This window comes from Cypionkella sp. (assembly GCF_030652235.1).
In the GTDB taxonomy this organism is placed as follows: Bacteria; Pseudomonadota; Alphaproteobacteria; order Rhodobacterales; family Rhodobacteraceae; genus Cypionkella.
In genome coordinates, this window is record NZ_JAUSBA010000034.1 from 241,047 (window position 1) to 265,223 (window position 24,177).

Below are 24,177 nucleotides of genomic sequence, written 5' to 3' on the forward strand. Positions count from 1 at the left end.
TTGCGCCTCGTTTACCCGATGCGCGGGCCAAGGGCCAGACGAGGTTAAAGCCTAGAGGGGGATTCTAAGCCTTTTGTGATGCGTCGCAGCGTGGCGTCACCTTTCAGCCCGCGCAAAATCCCCCCGGTGATATGGGCCAGCAGCAGCGCCATCAGCAGTTTGGTCAGGATGCCGTGCACGGCAAAGCCAGCGTTTTCAAGTGCTTCCGAAGTGGGAGCGATGGGGGGCAGGGTGATCTGGCCAAAGATCACCAGATCCAGACCCGTGGCGGAACTGGCGATCCAACCGGACAGCGGGATCGCCAGCATCAGCGCGTAAAGTGTCAGATGGGTGGCGCGGGCAGCGCGGTTTTGCCAGTGTGCGGCGGGGCCAAGCGGCGGTGGTGGCGGGCTGATGCGGTGCCAGATCAGCCGGATCACGGCGAGGCTAAGTGCTGTCAGCCCCATGGTCTTGTGCAGGCCATAGAGCCAGAGCGTTGAAAGATTGGGCTTAATCCAGCCAAGTGCGGTGCCAAGCACCAACAAAGCCAAGATCAGCGCCGCCATGGTCCAATGCAGCAGGCGCGAGATCCGGCCAAACCCGGTGGAAGAATTTCGCCACATCTAATCACTGCGCGCAATGCGGGCCAGAATATCCAAGCGCACCTGATCGCCGACCATATCCGACCAGCCCACCGCGCCGAAATCGGATCGGTTGACGGTACCCGTCAGCCGGATGGTCAGATGGCTGAGATCGCCCGCCTCATGCCCTTTCTGCCGCCAGATCATCGCCTGCATCACCATCGGCTTGGTGACGCCGCGAATGGTGACTTGGCCCTTGACCTCGGCCCCTTCACCCTTGGCGGTGACCGAGGTGCTTTCAAAGCTTATCTGCGGAAACTCCTTTGAATTCAGAACTTTCGGCCCCTTCATCGCCTGCGCGGCAAAGGGAAACGAGGCCTCGGCATGGGCGGAATCCAGCGTCACAGCAACATGGCTGGCGCTGACATTCTTGAAATCGAGCGTAAGATCGGCGCGGGTGATCGGCATCTGTCCGGTGATTTTATCGCTGCCGAAATCGGTTTCAAACCCGATCAGCGAGGCATCGGGTTGCAGGGTGTATGTGGCAGGGGAAGCGAAGGCGGGACTGGCCCCGAGCGCTAAAAGCAACAGCATTATGCGCATGTAAGCCTCCTTATCCTAACGTAATGTAACATCAAAATGGTCAAGGCTGCACAAATTCGCGTGAGGTCAGACTTCGGTCTGATCGGGTCCTGCACGGGGGCTTTCCTTGTCAGGGCGCGCCGCCTAGTCTGCGCTGAAACAGGAGGACGCGATGCGGCAAGTGCGATTGGGGCAGACGGGGCTTTCGGTATCGGCGATTTCACTGGGCACGATGACTTGGGGTAGCCAGAACTCCGAGGCCGAGGGCCATGCGCAGATGGATCTGGCGTTGGATCACGGCGTGAATTTCTGGGACACTGCCGAGATGTATCCGGTCAATCCGGTGCGGGCGGAAACCGTGGGACGTACCGAGGAAATCATTGGCACTTGGCTTGCCGCACGGGGTGGGCGCGATCGGCTGGTGCTGGCGACCAAGGTGACCGGAGAGGGGCAGGACGCCGTGCGCGGTGGCGCGCCGCTGACGGGTGCAGTGATGCGGGCGGCGGTGGAAGATTCGCTGCTGCGGCTGAAAACCGATTACATCGACCTTTATCAACTGCACTGGCCCAACCGTGCTGCCTATCACTTTCGCGACATTTGGCATTTTGACCCGCGGGGCGGAGATAAGGCGAATATTGAAGCACATATGCTTGAAATGCTTCAGGTATCGGCCGATCTGATCGCAGAGGGTAAAATCCGTCATATTGCACTTTCCAATGAATCGGTTTGGGGGGCAGGACGTTGGCTTGCGCTGGCCGACACGCATGCACTGCCGCGGATGGCGACGGTACAGAATGAATACTCGCTGCTGTGTCGGCAGTTTGACAGCGATTGGGCCGAATTGTCGGCGCTGGAGGATATGCCGTTGCTGGCGTTCTCGCCACTCGCCACTGGCTTGCTGACGGGCAAATATGCCGGCGATGTGATCCCGGAAGGCACGCGGCGAGCGGTGAACCCGACCCTGTCGGGACGGGTGACGCCACAGGTGTTTCCGGCGGTGGCGGCCTATCTGGGCATCGCCGCGCGGCACGGGTTGAACCCGGCGCAGATGGCGATTGCGTTTTGCATGGCGCGGCCGTTCCCCTGTATTCCGATCATTGGTGCCACCGATCTGGCGCAGCTTGAGGTGGCTTTGGGGGCGGCGGATGTTGTGTTGGACGCCGAGGTTCTGGCCGAAATTGATGCGGCACACCGCGCGCATCCGATGCCGTACTAAGGGCGCGCGATGCGGTTTTGCATGATTTTGGCGCTGGTGTTGGCGGGCTGCACTTTGGCCAGCGGCAAGTTGGCGAAGCCCAGCGATAGCGCCAACCCGATCACCGGCGATGCGATTGCGGTGACCTCGCTGGATGCGCCTGCAGTGGCGGGTGTGGCTGATCCGGCGGCAGATGTCGTGAAACCGGAACCTGCAAAGCCTGACCGGGCGCAAGTTGTAGCGGCGCAGCCCGATCCCGCAGCCGTCGATCCCGCCAAAGCCGCTGCGCCGCCGGTGGCAGAAGAACCCGCGCGGGTGCTGGGGCCGGAAGAACTGGCTTGTGCCAAAAAGGGCGGGCAGTGGTCTGTTGCGGGCAAAGCGGGCGGGATGAGTTGCGTGCACAGGATGCGCGATGCGGGCAAGTCTTGCCGTAAGAAAAGCGATTGTGAGGGCGATTGCCTCGCCAGATCAAATACTTGCGCGCCAATCGCGCCGTTGTTTGGCTGTAATGAAATTTTGCAGGATAACGGCGTGATGGTGACCCTTTGTATCGACTGATCGCGCTTTTGCTGCTGAGCGCCTGTGTGGCAGCCCCAAAAACCGTGGTTGTTGGGCGCTACCGCGCGCCCGATGCGCCGATGTATTCCAATGCGGTGATGGATCAAAACCGATTGGTTGGCACTTGGAGCCAGGTGGCGGCTTTCGGCGGCGAGGGCTGCAAGCCGGGCGGTGCCGAGATTTCGCGAGGCGCCGGCGGGCTGCAAATCCGCTACCGTTTGTGCGAATCCGGCGTACAGATGGCGGCGGCGGGGACGATGGCATCCGAGACCGTCGGGCGGTTCGCGGTGCCGGGGCAGCCGGGGCCGTGGTGGATTTTGTGGGCGGACGGCGATTATCGCACGCTGGTGGTCGGCAGCCCGAACGGTCGGCTGGGCTTCATTCTGAACCGGGGGCCGTTTCCGCCGGATCGGCTAAAAGCGGCGCGGGATATCTTCGAATGGAACGGCTATGACCCGCGGGGGTTGGTGGTTTACTGATCCATAAGCCGTTGCAATCGCGCCAGATGATCGCGCACGCCACGCGCGCCAAACGGGGCTGCGCGCACCAGTCCGTGAAAATGGTGCAGGATGGATTGCACCCGGTCGGGGTCGCGAAACACGATGTATTGGCGGCCGAGATAGACGGCGGCAAGATGCGGTCCGAACACCGTGACCGGGCTGGAATAGACCCGATGCGCGTCAAACAGATACAGCCGCAGCGCGGGATAAAGCGTGTCACAGATTGCGATCAAATGATCCATCTGCGCATGGCGGGCGGCCAGCGGCAGGCCTGACCAATAGCCCAAGCCTTTGGCAAAGTTCGATATTTCATGCAGTGGCATAGCGATTTCGTAATCGGATTGCGCGGATTTCATCCAATCCAGTTGGTCTTGAAACGCCGCAATCGCCTGATCAGCCGAGCGGCCAAGGTAGTCTGCATATTCCCAAGCCACCACTTCGGGCGTCTTTAGCATGTCTGGCAGGCTGGCCGGGACATGGCGGATTTTATAGCCCGCAGCGGCGCGGTGCCAGCCGATCAGCTCTTGGTCAAACAACGCACGCGGCGCTTCGGAAAAGATCACGGAGCTGGCAAGCAGCGCATCCACCGGCTCGGGCCGATCGGTCAGGCCCAAAAGCCAATCGCAAGACACCCCCAAAGCTGTGGCGCAATCGGCGGTCAGTTGCGCATTGGGCAGCCGGATGCCGGGGGCAAGCAGCGCTGAAACCGTCGAGCGATCCGCCCCGGTGGCGCGGGCCAAGGCAGCCTGGCTGGTGCCGCGTTGCGTCATGGCCTCGGCTAGGCGGGTTCGAAACAACGGGGCGCGGTCGCGCTTGTCGATAAAATCCGGCATCTGTTTTGTATTATCCGCAATGGTGATGGGATGTTGCATATCCTCTGAGTTCCGCAGCGGTTTGGCAAGTGCTAGCATACGACTGTAACCCCTTGATGAGGAAAGATATGCCGCAGACTCGTATTATCGAATGGCCGACTTTGGGGGTTTTGCTGGCGACTTATGTCGGATTTGCGCTGGGCGGCTGGGTTTGGGCCAGCACGGGCGCGGTGTCGATCTTTCTCACCGGGATCGCCTTGGCGCAGTTTTCGTCATTGCAACATGAGGTGTTGCATCGGCATCCGTTTCGCTCGCAATGGCTGAACGAAGCGCTGGTGTTTCCGGCGCTGATGCCCTTCGCGCCCTATCTGCGCTTCAAGGACTTGCATTTGCAGCACCATTTCGACCCGGCGCTGACAGACCCCTATGATGACCCCGAGTCGCATTATCTGGAGCCTGCAGTCTGGGCCAAAACCGCGCCGCTTATGCGGGTTTTGTTGCGTTGGAACAACACCTTGGCTGGACGAATGCTGCTTGGCCCGGCTTTGGGCAGCTTTATCTTTCTGCGCAATGAACTGGCCTTGCTGCGCGCGGGCGATGGCCGGGTTTTGCTGGCCTGGGGCTTGCATCTGATCGGATTGGTGCCCGTGCTGCTGTGGCTGCAATGGGTGGGGATGCCGACCTGGGCTTATCTGCTGGCAGTTTATCTTGGCACGGGTTTGCTGAAAATACGCACTTATCTGGAGCACCGCGCGCATGAGGCGTTTCGCGCCCGCACCGTGGTGATCGAGGATCGCGGCCCGTTAAGCTATTTGTTTTTGAACAACAATTTCCACGTCGTGCATCACATGCATCCTGCTGTGCCTTGGTATGAGTTGCCAGCGCTTTATGCCAGTCGGCGTGAGCATTATCTGCGCCGCAACCAGGCTTACGTCTATCGCAACTATGGCCAGATTTTTCGGCAGTATTTTTGGCACGCGAAAGACCCGGTGCCGCATCCGATCTGGCCGGTTCGGCACGATGCCGCCGGGCAGGATCAACTGTAGGCGCCGCGCGCGGCGTGTGTGGCGGAGAATTGCCACCGAAGCGATTTGTGACCCCCTGTTTCTGCTGGCCTTTGTGCTTCGTTTTGGCTAGTCTTTGGCTTAGACCGGGACAACCCGGCAGTATCGGGGAAACCCGGTATCGGCAGAGCAGACGGCAAAACAGGCGGATTTTCCATGACTGAGATGGTCTATGGCTCGATGCCCAGCAGGGTATCGGAACCGGTAATTCCCCGCTGGTGGCGGACGATTGACAAATGGACGCTGACGGCGGTGCTGGTGCTGTTTGCCATCGGGCTGCTCTTGGGCCTTGCGGCTTCGGTGCCCTTGGCCGAGCGCAACGGGCTGGATCCCTATTACTATGTCACGCGGCAGGCGTTCTTCGGTGGCATGGCGATGGCCGCGATCTTCGGCGTGTCAATGATGTCGCCCGTGATGGTGCGCAGGCTTGGTGTGCTGGGCTTTGCAGTGTCGATGCTGGCGCTGATGCTGTTGCCGGTGTTTGGCACCGATTTTGGCAAAGGAGCTATCCGCTGGTTCAGCTTTGGCTTTGCCTCGGTGCAGCCGTCCGAGTTTCTGAAGCCCGGCTTCATGATTGTCATCGCATGGCTGACGGCATCGGGTCAGGATATCAACGGCCCGCCCGGTAAGTTCATCTCATTTGCGCTGACTGTGACGGTGGTGCTGTTTCTGGCGTTTCAGCCGGATTTTGGCCAAGCCATGTTGGTGCTGTTTGGCTGGGGCGTGATCTATTTCGTCTCGGGCGCGCCGATGATTTTGATCGTAACGGTGATGGGTCTGACCGGGGTTGGGGGCTTTGCCGCCTATCATTCGTCCGAACACTTCGCGCGGCGGATTGACGGTTTTCTGAACTCGGATGTCGATCCGCGCAGCCAGATGGGCTATGCCACCAGCGCCATACAAGAGGGCGGTTTCTTTGGCGTTGGTGTGGGTGAGGGCCAAGTCAAATGGACGCTGCCCGATGCGCATACCGACTTTATCATCGCGGTTGCGGCAGAGGAGTATGGCCTTGTTCTGGTGCTGGTGATCATCGCGCTTTACGCGACGGTGGTCGTGCGCAGCCTTGTGCGCTTGACGCGGGAACGGGATCCGTTCACCCGTTTGGCGGGCACCGGGTTGGCGTGCATCTTTGGCGTGCAGGCGATGATCAATATGGGGGTGGCGGTGCGCTTGCTGCCTGCCAAGGGGATGACTTTGCCGTTTGTGTCCTATGGCGGCAGTTCGGTGATTGCGGCGGGGATTACGGTGGGGATGCTTTTGGCGATGACCCGTTCACGTCCGCAGGGTCAGATGTCTGATATTTTCAAGCGGGGGCGCTGATGCCTTTGCTGTTAATTGCAGCGGGCGGCACCGGCGGGCATATGTTCCCGGCGCAGGCCTTGGCCGAGGCGATGATTGCCAAGGGTTGGCGGGTGAAACTGTCAACCGATGCGCGTGGTGCGCGCTATGCCGGGGGCTTTCCGCAAGCGGTCGAGATTGTAGAGCTATCCTCGGCGACCTTCGCGCGCGGCGGCGTGTTGGCCAAGCTGGCGGTGCCGTTTCGGATTGCGGGCGGTGTTGTCTTGGCGCTGCTGTCGTCTTTACGCGACAGGCCGGATGTCGTGGTGGGCTTTGGCGGTTATCCGTCGATCCCGGCGCTGACGGCGGCGTGGATGTTGCGCAGGCCGCGGATGATCCACGAGCAAAACGGCGTGTTGGGCCGGGTGAACACTGTGTTCGCCAAGCGCGTCGATAAAGTGGCTTGCGGCACTTGGCCTACGGCTTTGCCCGGCGGGGTTGAGGGCATCCATACCGGCAATCCCGTGCGCGCTTCGGTGCTGGAACGGGTGGGTGCGGGCTATATCGCGCCCGGCGACTACCCGATGGAGATGCTGGTGATCGGCGGATCGCAAGGCGCGCGGATCTTGTCGCAGGTGGTTCCTGCGGCGGTTGCAGCCTTGCCCGAAGGCCTGCGGCGGCACCTGCGCGTGGCGCATCAAGCGCGGGCAGAAGATTTGGGCGCTGTGGTTGCAGCCTACGCAGAAGCAGGCGTGCGCGCCGAGGTCGAGCCGTTCTTCACCGACATCCCGCGCCGTCTTTCCGAAGCGCAATTGGTGATCTCGCGTTCAGGCGCGTCTTCGGTGGCGGATATTTCGGTGATCGGGCGGCCGTCAATTTTGATCCCGTTTGCGGCGGCAACGGGCGATCACCAAACCGCCAACGCACGCGGGCTGGTTGAGGCAGGGGCTGCGGTGCTGATTGCAGAGGCTCAGCTTGACGCGGCGAGCTTAAGCGCCCAAATGGCTGCTGTTTTGCAAAATCCGCCGCGCGCGGAAGATATGGCGCGTAAGGCGCAAGCGCAGGGCCGACCGGATGCGACCGACCGACTGGTCGCGCTGGTTGAGGCTTTGGCGAGTTAGGATAACACGATGAACGCGACGAAACTTCCGATGGAACTGGGGCCGATCCACTTTGTGGGCATCGGAGGCATTGGCATGTCGGGCATTGCCGAAGTGCTGATGACACAGGGCTTCCGGGTGCAGGGGTCGGATGCCAAGGCCAGCAAGATCACCGATCGTTTGGTCGCTTTGGGTGCTGCGTTCTTTGAAGGCCAAGCGGCCAGCAATATCGGCGAAGCTGCGGTTGTGGTGATTTCTTCCGCGATCAAAAAGGGCAACCCGGAACTAGAGGAAGCGCGCAGGCGCGGTCTTCCGGTGGTGCGGCGGGCAGAAATGCTGGCGGAGTTGATGCGGTTGCGCAGTAACATCGCGATTGCAGGCACCCATGGCAAAACCACCACCACGACGATGGTGGCGACGTTGCTGGACAAGGGCGGCTTTGATCCGACCGTGATCAACGGCGGGGTGATCCATGCCTATGGATCGAACGCGCGCGCCGGGGCCGGTGAATGGATGGTGGTGGAGGCCGACGAGTCCGATGGCTCGTTCAACCGTCTGCCTGCCACGATTGCGATTGTGACCAACATTGACCCCGAGCACATGGAGCATTGGCACACCTTTGATGCGCTGCGCAAAGGCTTCTACGATTTTGTCTCCAACGTGCCGTTCTATGGCCTCGCAGTGTGCTGCACGGATCACCCGGAAGTGCAGGCTTTGGTCGGCCGCATCACCGATCGCCGTGTGGTGACCTTTGGCTTTAACGCCCAAGCCGATGTGCGGGCGATCAACCTGACCTACGACAATGGCGTCGCGCATTTCGATGTGGCGTTGCAGGGCGAGGGGCAGGGCGCGGTGATTGAGAATTGCATCCTGCCGATGCCGGGCGATCACAACGTTTCGAACGCGTTGTCGGCGATTGCGGTGGCGCGGCATCTCGGCATGAAGAAAGACGAAATCCGCGAGGCTTTGGCGGGCTTTGCGGGTGTCAACCGCCGCTTTACCAAGGTCGCCGAAGTGAATGGTGTGACGATCATCGACGATTACGGCCATCATCCGGTGGAAATCGCAGCCGTCTTGAAAGCCGCACGTCAAGCCACCAAGGGCCGGGTGATCGCCGTGCATCAGCCGCACCGCTATTCGCGGCTGTCCAATCTGTTCGAAGAATTCTGCACCTGTTTCAACGAGGCCGATGTGGTGGCGATTGCCGAGGTTTATGCGGCAGGCGAGGAACCGATTCCGGGGGCAAGCCGCGATGATCTGGTGGCGGGCCTGATCGCCCATGGCCACCGCCACGCCCGCGCCATCACCGACGAGGCCGATTTGGCGCGGCTGGTGAAAGAACAGGCGCAACCGGGCGATATGGTGGTCTGCCTTGGCGCGGGCTCGATCTCGGCTTGGGCGAATGGCCTGCCCGCGCGTTTGACCGGGAAAGCGGCATGAGCCTGCCGCTGCTGATGGGCTGTTTGTGGGTGATCGCCGCGACGATCACCGCGCTGCTGCCGATGAAGCAGCAAATGGTGCCGGGGATGACATTGCTGGTGCTGGCACCGGTGCTGCTTTTGTGGATCGGCCTTGCGCATGGCTTGCTTTGGGTCGGGCTGGGGCTGTTCGCGTTCCTGTCGATGTTTCGCCGTCCGCTGATGTATTTCGCGCGGCGGGGTTTGGGGTTGCCCGTCGTACTGCCTCCGGATTTGCGCAAGTGACTGCGTTGGTCGCCGGGCTGGTATGGCTTGTCGCGGCCAATCTGATCGGGATGCTGCCCAGCAAAGACCACCACTGGCGCAACGCCTATGGCTTGATCGCGGTGGGCGTGCCGCTGTTGATCTGGCTGATCTGTGAAAACGGGCCGTGGTGGGGGCTGGCGTTTGTGATCGCTGCGGGATCTGTGCTGCGTTGGCCGCTTAGGTATCTTTGGCGCTGGATCAGGGCGCGCGTGGGGGCTTGAGGCCCCTTCGCCCTTGAGGCTGGCGGTAAATCGCCTAAAAAGGTGGGCATGACATATACCCTTCCCCCCGTGCGCGGCAGCCTGACACCGCATCGCCCTTTGGCGGACCTGACTTGGCTGCGCGTTGGCGGGCCTGCGGATTGGCTGTTTCAGCCTGCGGATGAGGCGGATTTATGTGATTTTCTCGCGGCGCTTCCACTAGAGGTGCCAGTGTTCCCGATGGGCGTGGGCAGTAATCTGATCGTGCGCGATGGTGGTCTGCGCGCGGTGGTGATCCGGTTGGGGCGGGGGTTTAACGCGATTGCGTGCGAGGGCACAGTCACGGCGGGGGCTGCGGCCTTGGATGCCCATGTGGCGCGCAAAGCGGCAGAGGCGGGGCTGGACCTGACGTTTTTGCGCACGATTCCGGGTTCTATCGGCGGCGCGGTGCGGATGAATGCGGGTTGCTATGGGTCTTATGTGGCCGATCATCTGATCTCGGTGCGGTGTGTCACGCGGGGCGGTGAGATTGTCGAATTGGCCGCCGCCGATCTGAAGTTGGCGTACCGTCAAAGCCAGTTGCCTGAGGGTTGGGTGATTGTCTCGGCGACGTTCCGCGCCGACCCCGCCGATCCGGCGGCGCTTGAAGCCCGGATGGCCGATCAGATCGCCAAGCGCGATGCCAGCCAGCCGACGAAAGACCGCTCGGCGGGGTCCACCTTCCGCAATCCGGTTGGCCATTCCAGCACTGGGCGGGCCGATGACAGCCATGATCTGAAAGCCTGGAAAGTCATCGACGATGCGGGGATGCGCGGCTTTACGCTGGGCGGGGCCCAAATGTCGCCGATGCACCCTAACTTCTTGATCAATATAGGCGGGGCAAGTGCCGCCGACCTCGAAGATTTAGGCGAGGAAGTGCGAAAAAGGGTTTTCCAACAGAGCGGTATCACGCTAGAGTGGGAAATTATGCGGGTCGGTCAACGCACCGCATAAATAACAATATCATGGACCACCAAAGGTCTGGATGAGGCAGTACATGGCGGGCGGCTTATCAAAAGCGGCTTCCAAAGTGGCGGTGTTGATGGGGGGGCCTTCCGCAGAGCGGGAAGTCTCACTGGTCTCGGGTCGTGCTTGCGCGGCCGCGTTGCGGGAAGCAGGGTATCAGGTGGTCGAGGTCGATTGCGACCGCGATCTGCCCGTACGGCTGGCTGAAATCAAACCCGATGTCTGCTTCAATGCCTTGCATGGCCGCTGGGGCGAAGATGGCTGCGTCCAAGGCATCTTGGAATGGCTGAACATTCCCTACACCCATTCCGGAGTGCTGGCCTCGGCCTTGGCGATGGACAAGGCGCGCGCCAAAGAGGTGTTTGCCCGCGCTGGTCTGCCGACTGTTCGGTCGGTGATCGCGGCGCGCGAAGACGTCAGTAAAGGCCATATCCTGCCGCCGCCCTATGTGGTGAAACCGAACAACGAAGGCTCGTCGGTTGGGGTTTATATCGTGCGCGAAGGCTCGAACGCGCCGCGTCTGGCCGAAACCATGCCGGAACGCGTGATGGTGGAAACCTATGCGCCGGGGCGGGAACTCACCTGCGCTGTGATGGGGGATCGGGCGCTGTGCGTCACCGACATCATCACCAATGGCTGGTATGACTTTGATGCGAAATACAAAACTGGTGGTTCGCGGCACGTTTTGCCTGCTGAATTGCCGACAGACATCACCGCAGCCTGCCTTGATTACGCCCTGCGCGCGCACAACGCCCTTGGCTGCCGGGGCGTCAGCCGCACCGATTTTCGCTGGGATGAAGCGCGCGGCTTGGCGGGGCTGATCCTGCTGGAAACCAACACCCAGCCGGGGATGACGCCGACTTCACTTGCCCCCGAGCAAGCGGGCCATCTGGGCATCTCTTTCCCCGCGTTTTGCGCTTGGATGGTGGAGGATGCGTCATGCAATCGCTAGGCCGCACCCGTCCACCTCCCGTCAATGGCCTGCGCCGCGATCCCGCGCCAAGCCGCTGGCAGTACCGGATGCAGCGGCTGTGGTTGACACCGCTGTTTCGGGTGGTTTGCCGTTTGGGAGTGCCGCTGACGGTGGTGGCGCTGATCGCAACCGGCGTGCTTTACAGCGATGCCCGCCGGGCGGCGATTGTGCAAAGCTTTGTCGATCTGCGCACCAAATTTGAACAGCGGCCCGAGTTTCGGGTCGGACTGCTCTCGGTCGAAGGGGCCTCGCGCGATCTGACCGATGCGGTGCGCGCCAAACTGGCGTTGAAGCTGCCGCAATCCTCGTTCGATCTGGATATGACCGAGTTGCGCGCGCGCGCTGAAGCCTTAGATGCCGTGGCCTCTGCCGAACTGCGGGTGCGGTCTGGCGGCGTGCTGCAAGTGATCTTGACCGAGCGGGTGCCGGTGGTGGTGTGGCGCGGCGCTAATGGCTTGCAACTGCTGGATGCCACTGGCCACCGTGTCGCGGGGCTGTCTGCGCGGGCGGATCGCGCCGATTTGCCACTGGTGGCGGGCGAGGGCGCGGATGCGGCGATGCCCGAAGCCTTGGCGATTTTCGACACCGCCCGCCCAATCAGTGACCGGGTGCGCGGCTTGGTCCGGGTTGGCGCGCGCCGCTGGGATCTGATCCTTGACCGTGATCAGCGCATCATGCTGCCCTCGGTGAACCCGGTGGCGGCCGTCGAACGCTTGCTGGAGCTGAGCGCCGCTGACAAACTTTTGGAACGCGACATTCTTTCGATAGACCTAAGAAATCAAGACCGCCCGGCGATCCGGCTGGCTCCGTTCGCAATGAACGAAGTCCGCCGCGCGCAAGGGCTGGCACCGACGACGGAGAGCGGATTATGACAGACCTTTACCAATCTCAACGCGCGATGCGCCACATGCGGCGCGCGGCAATGCAGCGCGGTGTGGTGGCGATTTTGGATGTCGGCACCTCGAAGATTGCCTGTCTGGTGCTGCGGTTTGACGGCCTTGAAGACGAGCGCGATCAGGATGGCGTGGGGCCGATGGCCGGGCAATCCAGCTTCCGGGTGATTGGCGCGGCTACCACCCGTTCGCGCGGGGTGCGCTTTGGCGAAATCGCCGTGATGAATGAGACCGAGCGCGCTATTCGGACCGCGGTGCAAGCCGCGCAGAAGATGGCGAATGTGCGGGTCGATCACGTCATCGCCTGCTTTTCGGGGGCAGAGCCCCGCAGCTATGGCTTGGCCGGCGAATGGGAATTGCAAGATTCGGTGGTGACCGAGCAAGACGTGGCCCGCGTGCTGGCCGCCTGCGATGTGCCGGATTTCGGCGAAGGGCGCGAGATTTTGCACGCGCAACCGGTGAACTTCGCCTTGGATCACCGCTCGGGCCTGGGCGATCCGCGCGGGCAGATCGGCAATCGTCTGGCCTGCGATCTGCACATGCTGTCGGTCGATGCAAGCGTGGTGCAGAACCTGCTGTATTGCATCAAGCGCTGCGATCTGGAACTCGCTGGGATTGCCTCGTCGGCTTATGTTTCCGGGATTTCCTCGCTTGTGGAAGATGAACAAGAACTCGGGGCTGCCTGCGTTGATATGGGCGGCGGTGCCACGGGCATCTCAATCTTCATGAAAAAGCACATGATCTACGCCGATAGCGTGCGGATGGGCGGCGATCATGTGTCCTCTGACATTTCCAAAGGTCTGCAAGTGCCGCTGGTGGTGGCCGAGCGCATAAAGACCAAGCACGGCGGCGTGCATGCAACCGGCATGGATGACCGCGAGATGATCGAGATGGGCGGCGATTCTGGCGATTGGGAGAAAGACCGCCGCCAGATTTCGCGCACCGAGCTGATCGGCATCATGCGGCCTCGGGTGGAAGAAATTCTTGAAGAAGTCCGTGCGCGTCTGGATGCGGCGGGGTTTGACAGCTTGCCCAGCCAGCAAATCGTGCTGACCGGCGGCGCAAGCCAAATCCCCGGCCTCGATGGATTGGCCAGCCGTATCCTTGGCCAGCGTGTCCGCATGGGTCGCCCGTTGCGGGTGCAGGGTCTGCCGCAGGCGGCAACCGGGCCGGCGTTTTCCAGCGCCGTGGGCCTGTGTTTGTTCGCCGCCCATCCGCAAGACGAATGGTGGGATTTCGACATTCCGACCGAGCGCTATCCGGCGCGATCCCTGAAACGTGCCTTCCGGTGGTTTAAGGACAACTGGTAATCCGCTAAATCGGGTAACATTGGCGAAATACCGCTAATATCAGCAACATTGGCCCCATATTTTGTGGGGCCAGTGTGTTTTTTGCGTGACCTTCGGGCTATCTGTGGATAGAATTGAGGATAATTCGGCACACTCTGCTTCGGGACAAGCAGGGCAAGACCGATACGGCAAACCGGCGGCGGCAGCCCGCGTAATAAGAACAGGCGGATAAAAATGGCATTGAATCTGATCATGGCCTCGGCACGCGAAGAGTTGAAGCCGCGTATTACGGTGTTTGGCGTCGGTGGCGCGGGTGGCAATGCTGTCAACAACATGATCGAGAAGAACCTTGAAGGGGTCGAGTTCGTTGTCGCAAACACCGACGCGCAGGCGCTTCAACAATCGAACGCGCCGGTGAAGATCCAGATGGGCCTGAAGGTGACCGAGGGTCTGGGGGCCGGGGCGCGCCCGACCGTTGGGGCGGCTGCGGCTGAGGAGACGATTGAAGAAATCGTTGACCACCTTGCGGGCGCGCACATGTGCTTCATCACCGCGGGTATGGGCGGCGGCACCGGCACCGGGGCCGCGCCGATCATCGCGCAAGCGGCGCGCGAATTGGGCGTGCTGACCGTGGGTGTTGTTACCAAGCCGTTCCAGTTTGAAGGCAACAAGCGGATGAAGCAGGCCGAAGACGGCATTATCGCGCTGCAAAAAGTGGTCGACACGCTGATCATCATTCCGAACCAGAACCTGTTCCGCTTGGCGAACGAACGCACCACCTTCACCGACGCCTTCGCGATGGCGGATGATGTGCTGTATCAAGGCGTTAAGGGTGTCACTGATCTGATGGTGCGCCCCGGCCTGATCAACCTCGACTTCGCCGACGTGCGCGCGGTGATGGATGAGATGGGCAAGGCGATGATGGGCACCGGCGAGGCTACAGGTGACAACCGCGCCGTGGAAGCTGCCGAGAAAGCCATCGCCAACCCGCTGCTGGATGAGATTTCGTTGCATGGTGCCAAGGGTGTTTTGATCAACATCACCGGCGGCTATGATCTGACGCTGTTTGAACTGGACGAAGCCGCAAACATCATCCGCGAAAAGGTTGATCCTGACGCGAATATCATCGTCGGTTCCACTTTGGACACCTCGATGGAAGGCACTCTGCGGGTTTCCGTGGTGGCCACTGGCATCGACGTTGGCCAAAACCGGGCTGAGATGCCCGCCACCCGCCGCTCGATGGCGCAGCCGCTGGCACCAGCCGCCGCGGCCCCTGAACCGAAAGCGGCAGCGCCCACTCCGGTGCAACAGCCTGTTGCGGCGCAGCAATACCAAGCCCCGGCGCAGGATCTGTTCCACGCCCAGCAGCCCAGCTTCCATGATCGCGCCGAAGAGATGATGGAAGACGATCTGCCGACCCCGGTCTACCGCCCGGCACAACAAGCCCCGGTGCAACAGCCGCGTACGCAAGCTCCGGCGCCTTTGTCTCTGGACAATGATGCAGGCAGCTTTGTCGCCCCGCGTCCGCGCGCCGCTGGCACGCCATCGCCCGAGGCACTGGCCCGTCTGCAAGCCGCTGTGTCGAAATCGCCGTCACAAGCCGGTGCCGCACGTCAACCCGCGCCGCAACCGCAACAACGAATGGCGGCCCCGGCGCCTGCACCGAAACCCGCCGAGCGTCCGCGTTTTGGCATCGGCAACCTGATCAACCGCATGGCAGGTGGGGCGGCGGAACAACCGCAAGAACGCACGCAATCTGCACGCCAACAGCCCCCCGTCACCGCCTATGATGACGAGCAAGAACTGTCGGCAGATCAAGAGCGGATCGAGATTCCGGCCTTCCTACGCCGTCAGGCGAACTAAAACGGACGTCTGTGTCATCTGACACTTTGATGGGGGCCCGGAAATGTCCGGGCCTTTTTTATTGGAGCCGGGCGGCTCTGAACCCCCGTATACACTGCTCTCCCAGCTGGGACTGACTTGTGCAAATGTGCGGGGTTCATACTATATGTTGCGATCCTTCACCAAGCTCGGGCGGATTTGTTATCGTTGCGCAGATTGCGCACCATGTTGGCACTGGCGTAGGCCAATATAAAAATATATTAATTTCAATAGGTTAATCCATTATTTCCCTGTTACACTTCGTTACAAACTGTGAGTTGAGATCGGGCGTCTTCCGACTTAAATCATTGTTGCGGCCATATGTCTGGCCAAATGATGAAGGTCTCGGAGAGTTCCGTTGCAAAATACGCTGAAAACCACGGCTGTCTTTACCGGCTTCGGCTTGCACTCGGGTGCAGCCGTCACGATGAAGGTGCATCCTGCGGCAGCGGACCATGGCATCTGGTTCCTACGCTCGGATGTAACGGGCGATGCGCGGATCCCTGCGCGTTGGGATGCGGTTGTGCCGTCGAAGCTTTGCACTTTGGTCGCCAATGCGGCGGGGGCCAGTGTCTCGACGATTGAACATGTGATGGCGGCCTTGGCAGGTTCGGCTGTCAGCAACGCACTGATCGAAATTGACGGACCGGAAGTGCCCATTCTGGACGGCTCGGCGGCGCTTTTTGTCGAAGGCTTCCTGAACGCAGGTATCGTGGAGCAAACCGTCCCCGTGGTCGCCATCCGTATTCTGCGCACGGTCGAAGTGCGCGACGGCGCGGCGTTTGCCCGGTTGGAGCCTTCAGACATGCTGGAGATCGACTTCAAAATTGATTTCGAGGATGCCGCGATTGGCAAGCAATCGAAAGTGCTGAACATGTCGAACGGCGCCTTCGTACGCGAACTTTCCGACAGTCGCACTTTTTGCAGCAATGCCGATGTGATCGCGATGCAAGCGCGCGGTCTGGCCTTGGGCGGCACGCTGGAAAACGCTGTGGTGTTTGACGGCGCGAACGTGCTTTCCCCCGGTGGCTTGCGCCATTCGGATGAACCGGTGCGTCACAAGATGCTGGATGCCTTGGGCGATCTGGCTTTGGCGGGTGCGCCGATCCTTGGCCGCTACACCGGTGAGCGGGCGGGCCACGCGATGACCAACCGCCTGTTGCGCGTGCTTTTCGCGACGCCCGGCGCTTGGATAGAGCAAGATTGTGAAGGCCTTGCGGGCGGAAAGCTGCCCGGCGTTGGCGTTCATCGCGGTGATCTGCCTCTGCGCGGCTAAAACCATTCGGCAAAGCGTGAAAGCCGTTTTGCGCCTGCGATTTTTCTGTGCTACGAGGGGCGAAAGCGCTGTGAACGCGGCCCCTTGTTTGGGGCCCTCGGCGCGGGTTATTGGGGTAGGCGGAAGATGGCAGGCGGACAGTCGGGCAAAGCTCTGCGGATGCTGGGTATGGTGGTGCTTGTGGCCAGTTTGGCCGCCTGTTCACAGAAAAAGCAGAATGATACTGCGGCGTTAGACAGCCTGACGGCTGAGCAGCTTTACAAACGTGGAGAGCTGGCGCTGGAAGTGCGCAAGGGCAAGAACGAAGATGCCTTGGCGGATTTCGAAGCGGTCGAGCGGCTGTATCCCTATTCGGAATGGGCCAAACGCGCGCTGATCATGCAGGCGTTCACCCAGCACAAGAACAAGAAATACGAAGAAGCCCGCATTGCCGCGCAGCGCTATCTCGATTTCTACCCCGGTGATGAAGATGCGGCCTATGCGTCTTACCTGCTGGCACTGTCTTATTACGATCAAATTGACGAGGTGGGCCGCGATCAGGGCTTGACCTATCAGGCGCTGCAAGCCCTGCGCGTGGTGATTGAAGAATATCCCGACAGCGAATATGCCAAATCGGCAACGCTGAAGTTCGACCTGGCCTTCGATCACTTGGCGGCGAAGGATATGGAGATCGGGCGCTATTACCTGAAGCGCGGCAACTATACCTCCGCGATCAACCGCTTCCGTTCGGTGGTGCAGGATTTCCAGACCACCACGCATACGGCGGAGGCTTTGCATCGTTTGGTGGAGAGTTATCTCGCCTTGGGTCTGACCGATGAGGCGCAGACCGCTGCCGCGATCCTTGGCTATAACTACCAATCCTCGCCGTTCTATCAGGACAGTTTCAACCTGTTGAAAAAGCAGGGTCTGGCCCCTGAAGCCAAAGGCACCAGTTGGCTGTCGCAGATTTACCGGCAGACAATCAAGGGCGAGTGGTTGTGAAGCCCCTGCGCTGCGGCGCAGGCGGCCCTTTGCTCTGTAAAGGCTAGGCGATGCTGCGCAGTCTTGATATCCGCGATGTGTTGATCATTGATCGGCTGACGCTTGAATTTGCGCCGGGTTTGAACGTGCTGACCGGCGAGACCGGGGCGGGCAAGTCGATTTTGCTTGATGCCTTGGGGTTCGTGCTGGGCTGGCGTGGTCGGGCCGAGTTGGTGCGGGCTGGGGCGCTTCAGGGTGAGGTGGTGGCCGAGTTTGATCTGCCCCCCGGTCATGCAGCGCGCGCGGTGCTGCTGGAGGCTGGCTTTGATGACCCTGATGAGTTGATTCTGCGCCGCGTCAACACCGCCGATGGCCGTAAGACCGCCTTCGTCAATGATCGCCGGGTGTCGGGCGAGGTGCTGCGCGATCTGTCCGACACTCTGGTCGAGTTGCATGGCCAGAACGACGACCGTGGCCTGTTGAACCCGCGCGGCCACCGCAATCTTTTGGACAGCTTCGCAGGCGTTGATACCAGCGCCGCCCGCAGTGCTTGGCGGGCGCAGGCGCAAGCGCGCGAGGCTTTGGCCAAGGCGCGGGCGGCGTTGGAACGCGCACAGGTCGAGGAAGATTTCCTGCGTCATGCCGTGGCCGAGTTGGACAAGCTGAACCCCGAACCCGGCGAAGAAGCCAGCCTGGACACCCGCCGTCGCGCGATGCAAGGGGCCGAGCGCATCCGCACCGATGTGCAGCGCGCCCATTCCGCGCTGAGTGACGGTGCCGAGAATGCCATCGGCGACGCTTTGCGCTGGCTGGAGGCAGCGGCGGACCGGGCCGAAGGCCGTCTCGATACAGCACTCGCCGCCTTGGGCCGCGCCTTGGTCGAACTGGGTGACGCACAAGACGGCATCGAATCCTGCCTGCGGGGCCTTGATTTCCGCCCCGGCGATCTGGAAAGCTTGGAAGAACGCCTGTTCGCCATCCGCGCTTTGGCCCGCAAACATGGCGTGCAGGCGGATGATCTGGGCAATTTCGCCGAAAACGCCCGTGCGCGACTGGCTGCGATTGACGGTGGTGCTGCGGGGCTTGCGAAGCTGGAGAAAGCACTGGCCGAGGCGGAATTGGCTTATCAGCGCGAGGCGATGGTGCTTGCCAAGGCCCGCAAAACGGCTGCGACGCGGCTGGACAAAGCCATGGCCGCCGAACTTACGCCCTTGAAAATGGAACGCGCGGTGTTCACCACCGACGTCACCGCCGGTGATCCGGGGCCAGATGGCACAGATGCAGTGCAATTCACCGTCGCCACCAACCCCGGCGCACCCTCGGGCGCGCTGAACAAAATTGCCTCTGGCGGCGAACTTTCGCGCTTCCTGCTGGCGCTGAAGGTGTGCCTGACCGCCAACACCCCCGGTCTGACGATGATCTTTGATGAGATCGACCGGGGCGTGGGCGGTGCCACGGCGGATGCGGTAGGGCGCCGCCTGAAAGCGCTTGCCAGTACGGCGCAAGTCTTGGTCGTGACCCACAGCCCGCAGGTGGCGGCCTTGGGCGGTCATCACTGGCGGGTGGAAAAGCGCGTTGCCAAGGGGCAGACCCTGTCCACCGTCATTGCCTTGGGCGACGATGCCCGGATCGAGGAAATCGCGCGGATGCTGGCAGGCGACCGCGTGACCGAGGCCGCGCGCGAGGCGGCACGGGCCTTGCTGGCATAGTTCGAACCCGGCCGCCAAACCGGAATTTTCAAAGATTCCTTGCACGATTTCTGTCGCAGAAATCGGTTCCGCCTTAGCCCGCCGCCTGCGCCATCACCACGGCCAGATCGCCATAGCCGGTAAAGCGCCGCTCGTAAGCCAGGCCCAACCTGCGCGCGCAGTCTTCGGCCTTAGCATCAAGTGCCGGATCATTGGTTTGCGCTTGATAGACCAGCTTGGTGTAATTGCCGAAATACATATCGCGCAGCTGCGGGTGCCGATCGAGGCCCATCGGCCGCCAGACAAAGGCATCAAACTGCCGCACCAGAAAATCGGTCAGATAAAACGCGGTGAACTCATCGGGATGGGCAGCGAACACTGCATTGCCTTCAAAGAATGAATAGCAATGCGGGCCTTGGATCATCTCGACACCCAATTCAGCGCATTTCGCCTGCAACTGTCCACCTGTGCCGCAGTCGGCGTATAGGATGAACATGCTGTCATAGTCTGACTTATGTGCCAGCACGGCTTTCTCGACCGCTTCAGTGATCCGGTCAGGATATAAATGCAAGTTGGCGGGCAGGCACTGCAAATCGAGATGTTGCCAATCATTCAAGCGTTTTAACGCCAAAACCTCATGTGCAAGGGCACCGCAAGCGATCAACAGCACCCGGCCTTGCTGGGCAGGTTCCAAACCTTTGACGGTCAGCAGATCATCGCTGATCAGTGCCATTTCAACGTGCGCACGAACAGCGCGAGGCACAGAGCCAACAGCCCTAGCCAGACAAACGATAGGCCCGCGACTTGCAGCACGGCAATAGAGGCTGCGGCGGCAAGGATTACCCCGAAAATCAGGGCCAGAAAGGTTGGGAGCGGCATTGGCATCCTCCTTATTGTCCTCTTAAGGTGGCAATTAAAAAGCCTCGGGGCAAGACCCCGAGGCTATATCTTTGGCCTTTAAGCCGGGTTAGGCGGTCAATTGATTGTGCTTGCGCAAAACCAACGCCTTGGCGGTTTCCACAGCCACGGCCGCGTCACGGCAATAGGCGTCCGCGCCAATCGCCTTGCTGAATTCTTCGTTCAGCGGCGCACCGCCGACCAGAACGATGTAGTCTTCGCGCATGCCCTTTTCTTTCATCGTGTCGATCACGACTTTCATGTAGGGCATCGTGGTGGTCAGCAGCGCCGACATGCCAAGGATATCGGGCTTTTCTTCTTCCAAAGCTGCAAGATATTTCTCGACCGAGTTGTTGATGCCGAGATCGCGCACCTCAAAGCCAGCACCTTCCATCATCATGCCGACAAGGTTCTTGCCGATGTCATGGATGTCACCTTTGACGGTGCCGATCACCATTTTGCCCATCCGCGGAGCGCCCGTGGCGATCAGCAGCGGCTTGAGGATGAACATGCCACCCTTCATCGCATTGGCGGCCAGCAGCACTTCGGGCACAAACAGGATGCCGTCGCGGAAGTCTGCGCCCACAATGGTCATGCCGGCGACCAAAGCTTTGGTCAGCGTGTCATAGGGCGTCCAGCCGCGGCTGATCAGCAGGTTGACGCCCTCTTCGATCTCTTCCTTCAGACCATCGTAGAGGTCGTCATGCATTTGCATAACCAGTTCGTCATCGGAAAGATCAGCAAGGATGATTTCGTCGTCGGCCATCTGGGAACTCCTTGGGCGGTTGACTGTGTGATGGGGCCAAAGCCCGGCAGACACTATTCGAATAGCGACATACGCCAACAGAAAGCCGACTTTGTGGGGCAGGACAAGCAGAAAGAGCTTGGGTTTGTTCTTGTTCTGTTCTAGTTTGGCGGGATGGATAAGTCCGAGAGCACAATCATGCCGGGGGTGCGCCCGCGCGGCCGCGGCGCATTGGGCAATGCGGTGGGGCGGTTTGAAGGCGCCGCTCGGCTGGCGTTTGAAGATGGCTGGGAGCCGCCAGAGGAACGGGTGTTGCGCACCGAGGTCCGGGTTGAGGTGCCACGCTCGGCTGTCAGCTACAACACTTCGCCCGACCTGCCGTTTGACCGCGCGATCAACCCTTATCGCGGCTGCGAACATGGCTGCATTTATTGCTTTGCCCGCCCCAGCCATGCGTTCTTGAACCTGTCGCCGGGGCTTGATTTTGAAACCAAATTGATCGCCCGACCGGGGATTGGCGCGGTGTTGGACAAAGAGCTGCGGGCGAAATCCTATAAGGTCGCGGTGATGGCTTTGGGTACCAATACCGACCCTTATCAACCGATTGAGGGTGAATATGGTGTGATGCGCGAAGTGCTTGAAGTGCTGCGCGCGTTTAAACACCCGCTGGCAATCACCACCAAAGGCACGATGATTGAGCGCGACATTGATCTTTTGGCCGAAATGGCGGGGCAGGGCCTGTGTCGGGTGGGGGTATCGGTCACCACGCTCGATGCCGATCTGTCGCGCAAGATGGAACCTCGGGCGGCGGCACCCAAGCGGCGGTTGCAGACCATCACGCGGCTGGCGCAAGCCGGCATCCCGGTGCGGGCGATGATCTCGCCAATGATCCCCGGCCTGACCGATCACGAGTTGGAACCGATCATGGCCGCCTGCCGCGATGCCGGGGCGACGGCGGCGAGCTATATCTCGCTTCGGCTGCCGCGCGAGGTGTCGCAACTGTTCCAAGATTGGCTGGCCGAACATGTGCCCGACCGCGCCGCGAAAGTGATGGCAAGGGTGCGCGAGTTGCATGGTGGCATGGATTACGACCCGGCCTTTGGCAAACGGATGCGCGGCGAGGGGCCTTGGGCTGATCTTATGGCGCGGCGGTTTCGGGTGGCGGCGGATCGGCTGGGGCTGGCGGTAAAACTGCCGCCGATGCGCTGCGATCTGTTTGCGGCCCCGGCACGTGCGGGCGATCAGTTAAGCCTGTTCTGACGGCCAGCGTCGGCCCAACCGATTTCCGATGCGGAAATCGTGCCGGAATTTCTTAAAGTCCGGGGCGCTTGGGTCAAGCGCCCCGCTTAACATCACCCGCGCCGATTGCGCCGCTCGCGTTTCGGATCGCCCGAGGTATCCCCGGTGCCGTCTGAGGCCGAGGAAAACGCACCCAACTTGGCGGTGATATCCTCGGGCGTTGGCAGCGGGCCTTTCGGGGTGTTTTCCAAAGCTTTGCGCATCGCCGCCAGATGTTCTGGCATCGTGCCGCAGCAGCCGCCGATGATCCGCACCCCAGCATCGCGCGCCAGCACGGCATATTCGCCCATCAGTTCCGGCGTGCCATCGTAATGGATATGGCCGTCGTGATATTTCGGGATGCCAGCATTGCCCTTGGCAATCAAAGGCCGTGCCGAGCCAATCGCTGCAAACCCCAACACGGTGCGCATCAGATCTGATGCCCCGACGCCGCAATTTGCGCCAAAGGCGATCGGCGGGTTTGCCAGTTTTTCGACCATCTCGGCCATCGCTGATGAGGTCATCCCCATCATCGTCCGCCCGGCGGTGTCGAAACTCATCGTGCCGCACCACGGCATTCCGGCCAAAGCCGCAGCCTCTGCCGCCGCCGCATATTCTTCGGGCGCCGACATGGTTTCCACCCACAGCACATCCACGCCGCCGTCTTTCAGCCCCTCGGCCTGCTCGTGGAACATCTCAACCGCCACCCGGTGGGTCAGCGTGCCCATCGGTTCAAAAATCTCGCCCGTGGGGCCAACCGAGCCCGCAACCACCACCACACGCCCCGAGGCATCGGCAATCTCGCGGCCCAAGGCGGCCCCCACCCGGTTCAATTCACGCACCCGGCCTTGGGCTGCATGCAGTTTCAAACGGCTGGCATTGCCACCGAAGGTGTTGGTCAGAAAAATATCCGACCCGGCATTCACCGCATTGCGATACAAGCTGCGGATATTGTCGGGCTTGTCGGTGTTCCAAAACTCTGGCGGCTCGCCTGATTCCAGACCCATGTTGAAGAGGTTGGTTCCAGTGGCCCCATCGGCCATCAGCCAGTCGCGGCTGGCAAGCAATTTGGAAAGCGCGTCTTGGGACATCGGGCGACCTCGTTTCATGCGTGTGGCGCGCGTGTTTGCCACGCTGCTTAAATCAAGACTGTGTTTGCCATGCGCAGTGGGGCGAGGCAAATCTATATTCCGCATAACAATATGTGGTGCAGCGCAAGTTCCACCACTGAAAAGGGCCGCACACCGAACCCGGTTGCGACCCTTTTGGCCTAGGTTGCGGAACCTAAGACTTAGACTTCCGACATCAGTTGTGCTTTGGCAACTGGCAAAAGTTCGGCCATTTTTGCGCGCACGGCATCCGCGCTGGACAAGCTGCCAAGATCGCCTGCGACTTTGCGCACCACGTCTTCGATACCGGCTTCTTCGAAATCGGCGCTGACCACGGCCATCGCGTATTCCGCAGCCTCATCGCCGGTTTTGCCCAGCAGCGCAGCCGCCCAAAGCCCGGTCAGCTTGTTGCGCCGCGCCTCGGCGCGAAATTGCATATCGGCATCATGCGCGTATTTGGATTCAAAAGCATTTTCGCGGTCGTCAAATGTGGTCATGGCTGGCCCTCTGGGTCATGGAACATTCCTGTCCATATGCCCATGCCGCGGCCGCCGTTCAAGACAAAAAGCCATATCTTCCGCCCCGGCCTTTGGTCTTGCCACATTCAGCA

26 protein-coding genes are annotated in these 24,177 nt (G+C 61.0%); 18 read left to right on the forward strand and 8 right to left on the reverse strand.

Annotated features, from left to right (window positions below; genetic code table 11):
- Positions 1–44: 44 nt before the first annotated feature.
- Positions 45–602: a cytochrome b gene (locus Q7V03_RS11790; RefSeq protein WP_304925789.1), complete on the reverse strand. Its 558-nt coding sequence runs from the start codon at positions 600–602 to the stop codon at positions 45–47.
- On the reverse strand, positions 603–1,163 hold the full coding sequence (locus Q7V03_RS11795; RefSeq protein ID WP_304925790.1) for a YceI family protein: 561 nt from the start codon (positions 1,161–1,163) through the stop codon (positions 603–605).
- 151 nt (positions 1,164–1,314) lie between these two features.
- On the opposite strand from Q7V03_RS11795, the gene Q7V03_RS11800 reads away from it, so the two are divergent.
- The 3 genes from Q7V03_RS11800 to Q7V03_RS11810 are packed head-to-tail and all read left to right on the forward strand — an operon-like array spanning position 1,315 to position 3,374.
- Positions 1,315–2,358 carry an aldo/keto reductase gene (locus Q7V03_RS11800; RefSeq protein WP_304925791.1) on the forward strand — a complete coding sequence of 348 codons (1,044 nt, stop codon included), beginning with the start codon at positions 1,315–1,317 and terminating at the stop codon, positions 2,356–2,358.
- A gap of 9 nt (positions 2,359–2,367) precedes the next feature.
- Positions 2,368–2,895 carry a hypothetical protein gene (locus Q7V03_RS11805; RefSeq protein WP_304925792.1) on the forward strand — a complete coding sequence of 176 codons (528 nt, stop codon included), beginning with the start codon at positions 2,368–2,370 and terminating at the stop codon, positions 2,893–2,895.
- Complete coding sequence (locus Q7V03_RS11810) at positions 2,883–3,374, forward strand: lipocalin family protein (RefSeq protein ID WP_304925793.1); 492 nt, start codon at positions 2,883–2,885, stop codon at positions 3,372–3,374. The genes Q7V03_RS11805 and Q7V03_RS11810 overlap by 13 nt, the downstream gene beginning before the upstream one ends.
- Here the strand turns inward: Q7V03_RS11810 and Q7V03_RS11815 are convergent.
- Positions 3,368–4,267 (reverse strand): helix-turn-helix domain-containing protein, encoded by a 900-nt coding sequence (locus tag Q7V03_RS11815; protein ID WP_370651111.1) that lies wholly within the window; start codon positions 4,265–4,267, stop codon positions 3,368–3,370. The genes Q7V03_RS11810 and Q7V03_RS11815 overlap by 7 nt on opposite strands.
- A 68-nt stretch (positions 4,268–4,335) precedes the next feature.
- On the opposite strand from Q7V03_RS11815, the gene Q7V03_RS11820 reads away from it, so the two are divergent.
- The 14 genes from Q7V03_RS11820 (at position 4,336) to recN (ending at position 19,559) form a co-directional block, all read left to right on the forward strand.
- On the forward strand, positions 4,336–5,253 hold the full coding sequence (locus tag Q7V03_RS11820) for a fatty acid desaturase (RefSeq protein WP_304925794.1): 918 nt from the start codon (positions 4,336–4,338) through the stop codon (positions 5,251–5,253).
- A gap of 174 nt (positions 5,254–5,427) precedes the next feature.
- The gene (locus Q7V03_RS11825) at positions 5,428–6,591 is read left to right on the forward strand and encodes a putative peptidoglycan glycosyltransferase FtsW (protein ID WP_304925795.1); all 1,164 of its coding nucleotides are present in this window, start codon (positions 5,428–5,430) and stop codon (positions 6,589–6,591) included.
- Entirely contained in the window at positions 6,591–7,670 is a 1,080-nt protein-coding gene (locus Q7V03_RS11830; protein WP_304925796.1) for a glycosyltransferase, read from the forward strand. The genes Q7V03_RS11825 and Q7V03_RS11830 overlap by 1 nt, the downstream gene beginning before the upstream one ends.
- 9 nt (positions 7,671–7,679) lie before the next feature.
- On the forward strand, positions 7,680–9,089 hold the full coding sequence (murC, locus tag Q7V03_RS11835) for a UDP-N-acetylmuramate--L-alanine ligase (RefSeq protein WP_304925797.1): 1,410 nt from the start codon (positions 7,680–7,682) through the stop codon (positions 9,087–9,089).
- Positions 9,086–9,352 carry a DUF2484 family protein gene (locus Q7V03_RS11840; RefSeq protein ID WP_304925798.1) on the forward strand — a complete coding sequence of 89 codons (267 nt, stop codon included), beginning with the start codon at positions 9,086–9,088 and terminating at the stop codon, positions 9,350–9,352. Before murC ends, Q7V03_RS11840 begins: the two co-directional genes overlap by 4 nt.
- Entirely contained in the window at positions 9,349–9,594 is a 246-nt protein-coding gene (locus Q7V03_RS11845) for a DUF2484 family protein (protein WP_304925799.1), read from the forward strand. Before Q7V03_RS11840 ends, Q7V03_RS11845 begins: the two co-directional genes overlap by 4 nt.
- Before the next feature lie 48 nt (positions 9,595–9,642).
- Positions 9,643–10,566: a UDP-N-acetylmuramate dehydrogenase gene (gene murB, locus Q7V03_RS11850; protein ID WP_304925800.1), complete on the forward strand. Its 924-nt coding sequence runs from the start codon at positions 9,643–9,645 to the stop codon at positions 10,564–10,566.
- 43 nt (positions 10,567–10,609) lie between these two features.
- On the forward strand, positions 10,610–11,530 hold the full coding sequence (locus tag Q7V03_RS11855; RefSeq protein ID WP_304925801.1) for a D-alanine--D-alanine ligase: 921 nt from the start codon (positions 10,610–10,612) through the stop codon (positions 11,528–11,530).
- Positions 11,518–12,423: a cell division protein FtsQ/DivIB gene (locus Q7V03_RS11860; RefSeq protein WP_304925802.1), complete on the forward strand. Its 906-nt coding sequence runs from the start codon at positions 11,518–11,520 to the stop codon at positions 12,421–12,423. Before Q7V03_RS11855 ends, Q7V03_RS11860 begins: the two co-directional genes overlap by 13 nt.
- Positions 12,420–13,754, forward strand: a complete 1,335-nt coding sequence (gene ftsA / locus Q7V03_RS11865; protein WP_304925803.1) for a cell division protein FtsA — start codon at positions 12,420–12,422, stop codon at positions 13,752–13,754. The genes Q7V03_RS11860 and ftsA overlap by 4 nt, the downstream gene beginning before the upstream one ends.
- Positions 13,755–13,967: 213 nt before the next feature.
- Positions 13,968–15,596 (forward strand): cell division protein FtsZ, encoded by a 1,629-nt coding sequence (gene ftsZ, locus Q7V03_RS11870; RefSeq protein ID WP_304925804.1) that lies wholly within the window; start codon positions 13,968–13,970, stop codon positions 15,594–15,596.
- A gap of 376 nt (positions 15,597–15,972) precedes the next feature.
- Positions 15,973–16,890 (forward strand): UDP-3-O-acyl-N-acetylglucosamine deacetylase, encoded by a 918-nt coding sequence (gene lpxC / locus Q7V03_RS11875; protein ID WP_304925805.1) that lies wholly within the window; start codon positions 15,973–15,975, stop codon positions 16,888–16,890.
- Between the two features lie 126 nt (positions 16,891–17,016).
- Positions 17,017–17,871, forward strand: a complete 855-nt coding sequence (locus Q7V03_RS11880; protein WP_304925806.1) for an outer membrane protein assembly factor BamD — start codon at positions 17,017–17,019, stop codon at positions 17,869–17,871.
- A 50-nt stretch (positions 17,872–17,921) separates the two neighbouring features.
- A complete protein-coding gene (gene recN / locus Q7V03_RS11885) occupies positions 17,922–19,559 on the forward strand; it encodes a DNA repair protein RecN (protein ID WP_304925807.1) in 1,638 nt (545 codons plus the stop codon).
- A 73-nt stretch (positions 19,560–19,632) separates the two neighbouring features.
- Here recN and Q7V03_RS11890 read toward each other — a convergent pair whose 3' ends face one another.
- From Q7V03_RS11890 to Q7V03_RS11900, 3 genes are all read right to left on the reverse strand, one after another.
- Positions 19,633–20,271, reverse strand: a complete 639-nt coding sequence (locus Q7V03_RS11890) for a DUF1638 domain-containing protein (protein WP_370651112.1) — start codon at positions 20,269–20,271, stop codon at positions 19,633–19,635.
- A complete protein-coding gene (locus Q7V03_RS11895) occupies positions 20,262–20,417 on the reverse strand; it encodes a hypothetical protein (RefSeq protein WP_304925808.1) in 156 nt (51 codons plus the stop codon). Before Q7V03_RS11895 ends, Q7V03_RS11890 begins: the two co-directional genes overlap by 10 nt.
- Before the next feature lie 88 nt (positions 20,418–20,505).
- The gene (locus Q7V03_RS11900; RefSeq protein ID WP_304925809.1) at positions 20,506–21,201 is read right to left on the reverse strand and encodes a B12-binding domain-containing protein; all 696 of its coding nucleotides are present in this window, start codon (positions 21,199–21,201) and stop codon (positions 20,506–20,508) included.
- Positions 21,202–21,354: 153 nt separating this feature from the next.
- On the opposite strand from Q7V03_RS11900, the gene Q7V03_RS11905 reads away from it, so the two are divergent.
- Positions 21,355–22,440 (forward strand): PA0069 family radical SAM protein, encoded by a 1,086-nt coding sequence (locus Q7V03_RS11905; RefSeq protein WP_304925810.1) that lies wholly within the window; start codon positions 21,355–21,357, stop codon positions 22,438–22,440.
- Between the two features lie 92 nt (positions 22,441–22,532).
- Here Q7V03_RS11905 and bmt read toward each other — a convergent pair whose 3' ends face one another.
- Positions 22,533–23,549, reverse strand: coding sequence for a betaine--homocysteine S-methyltransferase (bmt, locus tag Q7V03_RS11910; protein WP_304925811.1), 1,017 nt, complete (start codon positions 23,547–23,549; stop codon positions 22,533–22,535).
- Positions 23,550–23,749: 200 nt separating this feature from the next.
- Positions 23,750–24,064 carry a DUF1476 domain-containing protein gene (locus Q7V03_RS11915; protein ID WP_304925812.1) on the reverse strand — a complete coding sequence of 105 codons (315 nt, stop codon included), beginning with the start codon at positions 24,062–24,064 and terminating at the stop codon, positions 23,750–23,752.
- Positions 24,065–24,177: the final 113 nt, after the last annotated feature.

Coding starts and splice junctions, on each gene's coding strand:
- Q7V03_RS11790 (WP_304925789.1), bottom strand. CDS start 602: ATGTGGCGAAATTCTTCCACCGGGTTTGGCCGGATCTCGCGCCTGCTG.
- Q7V03_RS11795 (WP_304925790.1), bottom strand. CDS start 1,163: ATGCGCATAATGCTGTTGCTTTTAGCGCTCGGGGCCAGTCCCGCCTTC.
- Q7V03_RS11800 (WP_304925791.1), top strand. CDS start 1,315: ATGCGGCAAGTGCGATTGGGGCAGACGGGGCTTTCGGTATCGGCGATT.
- Q7V03_RS11805 (WP_304925792.1), top strand. CDS start 2,368: ATGCGGTTTTGCATGATTTTGGCGCTGGTGTTGGCGGGCTGCACTTTG.
- Q7V03_RS11815 (WP_370651111.1), bottom strand. CDS start 4,267: ATGCAACATCCCATCACCATTGCGGATAATACAAAACAGATGCCGGAT.
- Q7V03_RS11820 (WP_304925794.1), top strand. CDS start 4,336: ATGCCGCAGACTCGTATTATCGAATGGCCGACTTTGGGGGTTTTGCTG.
- Q7V03_RS11825 (WP_304925795.1), top strand. CDS start 5,428: ATGACTGAGATGGTCTATGGCTCGATGCCCAGCAGGGTATCGGAACCG.
- Q7V03_RS11830 (WP_304925796.1), top strand. CDS start 6,591: ATGCCTTTGCTGTTAATTGCAGCGGGCGGCACCGGCGGGCATATGTTC.
- murC (WP_304925797.1), top strand. CDS start 7,680: ATGAACGCGACGAAACTTCCGATGGAACTGGGGCCGATCCACTTTGTG.
- Q7V03_RS11840 (WP_304925798.1), top strand. CDS start 9,086: ATGAGCCTGCCGCTGCTGATGGGCTGTTTGTGGGTGATCGCCGCGACG.
- murB (WP_304925800.1), top strand. CDS start 9,643: ATGACATATACCCTTCCCCCCGTGCGCGGCAGCCTGACACCGCATCGC.
- Q7V03_RS11855 (WP_304925801.1), top strand. CDS start 10,610: ATGGCGGGCGGCTTATCAAAAGCGGCTTCCAAAGTGGCGGTGTTGATG.
- Q7V03_RS11860 (WP_304925802.1), top strand. CDS start 11,518: ATGCAATCGCTAGGCCGCACCCGTCCACCTCCCGTCAATGGCCTGCGC.
- ftsA (WP_304925803.1), top strand. CDS start 12,420: ATGACAGACCTTTACCAATCTCAACGCGCGATGCGCCACATGCGGCGC.
- ftsZ (WP_304925804.1), top strand. CDS start 13,968: ATGGCATTGAATCTGATCATGGCCTCGGCACGCGAAGAGTTGAAGCCG.
- Q7V03_RS11880 (WP_304925806.1), top strand. CDS start 17,017: ATGGCAGGCGGACAGTCGGGCAAAGCTCTGCGGATGCTGGGTATGGTG.
- recN (WP_304925807.1), top strand. CDS start 17,922: ATGCTGCGCAGTCTTGATATCCGCGATGTGTTGATCATTGATCGGCTG.
- Q7V03_RS11890 (WP_370651112.1), bottom strand. CDS start 20,271: ATGGCACTGATCAGCGATGATCTGCTGACCGTCAAAGGTTTGGAACCT.
- Q7V03_RS11895 (WP_304925808.1), bottom strand. CDS start 20,417: ATGCCGCTCCCAACCTTTCTGGCCCTGATTTTCGGGGTAATCCTTGCC.
- Q7V03_RS11900 (WP_304925809.1), bottom strand. CDS start 21,201: ATGGCCGACGACGAAATCATCCTTGCTGATCTTTCCGATGACGAACTG.
- Q7V03_RS11905 (WP_304925810.1), top strand. CDS start 21,355: ATGGATAAGTCCGAGAGCACAATCATGCCGGGGGTGCGCCCGCGCGGC.
- bmt (WP_304925811.1), bottom strand. CDS start 23,549: ATGTCCCAAGACGCGCTTTCCAAATTGCTTGCCAGCCGCGACTGGCTG.
- Q7V03_RS11915 (WP_304925812.1), bottom strand. CDS start 24,064: ATGACCACATTTGACGACCGCGAAAATGCTTTTGAATCCAAATACGCG.